2 protein-coding genes and 1 pseudogene are annotated in these 2774 nt (G+C 52.3%); all 3 read left to right on the top strand.

Annotated elements, in window-relative coordinates; translation table 11 throughout:
• Positions 1 to 164: pseudogene (locus AB9F29_RS21135) on the top strand (IS30 family transposase); the annotation flags it as partial.
• 196 nt (positions 165 to 360) lie between these two features.
• The gene (locus tag AB9F29_RS21140; protein WP_369757155.1) at positions 361 to 1233 is read left to right on the top strand and encodes a class I SAM-dependent methyltransferase; all 873 of its coding nucleotides are present in this window, start codon (positions 361 to 363) and stop codon (positions 1231 to 1233) included.
• Between the two features lie 245 nt (positions 1234 to 1478).
• Entirely contained in the window at positions 1479 to 2555 is a 1077-nt protein-coding gene (gene cysK / locus AB9F29_RS21145; RefSeq protein WP_369757156.1) for a cysteine synthase A, read from the top strand.
• The last annotated feature ends 219 nt before the right edge of the window (positions 2556 to 2774 follow it).

Below are 2774 nucleotides of genomic sequence, written 5' to 3' on the forward strand. Positions count from 1 at the left end.
ATCGCTCGCTGCGACAATACTTCCCAAAGGGCACGGATTTGGCGATACATAGTCAAGCAAAGTTGAGTGCTGTCGCAAGACCGCTTAACGAACCACCTCGAAAGACGCTGGGATACGAAACACCCGCAGAGCGTTTCAATGCATGTGTTGCGTCGATCAGGTGAGCCTGCCCCACTTAGCGGTCATCGGTGTCTTAATTATGCTGTATCAATGTCCGCTATGCAGGACCAAGCGAAACTTCTGCACCGGTTGCGTTCCTATGCAAGCCGCTGAGCGGAGTTACCTTGGCTAGGGTTTCGCGCGTGAATTAGGAATATCTACACATTTATGATACTCTGCTCACAAAGCGGGGGTTACAGCATGGCAAATGTTGACAGAGACGACACAGATTTTGTGAAGTTTTGGAACTCTGTCCTAGAGCCAAAATTTACAAAATATCGGCACATCCTCCAAGGGGGGCTGTCACGCCATTCCGCAGCAGTTATTCCAAACTTGCCCATTAAAGAAGGGATGTCAGTTCTTGATGTCGGGTGCGGATGGGGAGATATGTCGCTCCAAATAGCAGAGATTGTTGGGCCCAAGGGGCGGGTTCTTGGGATTGATTGCGTCGATGCATTTTTGGAAGAGGCCAGAAAAGACGCCGCCGCAAAAAAACTATTGCACGCCGAGTTCTCTCGCGGGGATGCCGAAGTCGCCCTACCCGAGAATGAGTTCGACTTTGTTGTTGCGCGTTTTGGCACGATGTTCTTCACAAACCCGGTAGCAGCATTGCGGCGGATGCGTCTGGCGCTCAAGCCGGGGGGACAGATGACACATATTGTCTGGCGTCGCCGCGAAGACAATCCGGCATGGCAGGAAGCGAAGGAAATCACCCTTCGGCATCTTCCGCCTCCGAGCGAAGAGGCAGACACCTGCGGACCTGGCCCTTTCTCAATGGGCAATCAGGAGACGACGGGACTAATGATGAAAAGCGCAGGTTTTGAAGACGTTACTTTTACCCGCGTGGATGAAAAGATCATGGTTGGAACAACACCAGAGGAATGCATTGCATTCGCTTTAGCTATTGGCCCAGGGGGCGAAGTCTTCCGCGAGGCCGGAGAGGCCCTCGCTGAGGACAAGCGTCCGGAGATCGAGAGCGAGATGCGCACTTTCTTTGAAAGCCAAGAACAGGACGCGAAGGGCATTTGGGCGCCCACGTCGTCATGGGTAATATCCGCACGCAATCCCGCCTGATCGCTATTTTTTGCAATTGCCGAGTTGGCGGACGTGCGTGAGGTAGAAAGAGAAGACGCAGAGACCGTTCAGGGCTCAGACAGAGCCTTTGCTGCAAGATGCGCTCAAGTCATTTTAGTGGCTCTGCGGACCTCTGTTGAACGATCAACACGGCAGAAGGCGACTTTGCAGCAGTAATATTTCAGTCAAAGTTGTGTACCGCGCCCTTTTTGTTTGGGCGGCAATAAGAGATTGAGGGACATTCAATGGGAATTCGAACAACTGAAGGACGTGGAACGGTTTATTCTTCGATCCTTGATACGATTGGCGACACACCGACTGTGCGCATCAACAACATCGCACCGGACCACGTTCAAGTTTACGTAAAACTTGAAGCTTTCAACCCAGCGGGGTCAGTCAAGGACCGTCTGGCGGTCAATATCATTGAAGCCGCAGAGCGCGATGGAAGACTGAAGCCTGGGCAGACTATCATTGAGGCAACCTCCGGAAATACGGGCATCGGTCTGGCGATGGTTTGTGCGGCAAAGGGATATCCTCTCGTTGTAACAATGGCAGACAGTTTTTCCGTCGAGAGACGGCGATTGATGCGCTTTTTCGGAGCAAAGGTTGTGCTTACACCTCGTGCTTTGAAAGGGTTTGGTATGTATAGCAAAGCCAAAGAACTGGCCGAGGAAAATGGTTGGTTTCTGGCGAGCCAGTTTGAGACACCCGACAACGCCGACATACACGAGAGCACGACGGCCCGAGAAATACTTGCCGATTTTGACGGGCAGAGGTTGGATTATTGGGTGACTGGTTATGGCACCGGCGGCACAGTATCAGGCGTCGGGCGCGTTCTGCGGGAAAGCAGGCCAGACACCAAGATCATCCTCACCGAGCCCGCCAATTCGGCCATCGTGGCATCGGGATACGTCAACACCAGAAACGAAAATAATCAACCGACTGAAAGCCATCCGTCCTTCGAGCCTCATCCGATTCAAGGCTGGACACCGGACTTCATCCCGTACGTCCTTCAAGAGGCACTGGACGGTTCTTACTACGACAAGCTAATTCCAGTGGCAGGTGCTGAAGGCATTTCATGGTCTAGGCGCCTCGCAGCCGAGGAAGGTATTTTTACCGGCATCTCAGGAGGATCGACTTTTGCCGTGGCAATGCAAATTGCCGCAACTGCAGCAAAAGGCACGACGCTCCTTGTTATGCTGCCCGATACGGGCGAGCGTTATCTTTCAACGCCTTTATTTGAGGGCATTCCGGAAGAAATGGATGACGAGGAAATAGCAATTTCTCAATCAACGCCAAGCGCCCAGATGCCAACGGATTAAAAGAGCCCAAAACCATTTGGACATATCAAGTGGGATCGCCCATTTTTAGGGTCGTTGCCGACCTTTGCTTCGGTCGGTGCCGATGGCGGCTATGCGGAGAGGCTGTGTGAAAACTCCCCCATTTTGATCCAGATGCTGCTATAATTTCCGTATTCGGTATGGAGGTTGTTCATGACGCATTTCATCGAAGGTTTAGACTGGCAGCGGACGATGTTACTG

Origin of the sequence: Falsihalocynthiibacter sp. S25ZX9 (assembly GCF_041205405.1) — a bacterium.
GTDB lineage: Bacteria > Pseudomonadota > Alphaproteobacteria > Rhodobacterales > Rhodobacteraceae > Falsihalocynthiibacter > Falsihalocynthiibacter arcticus.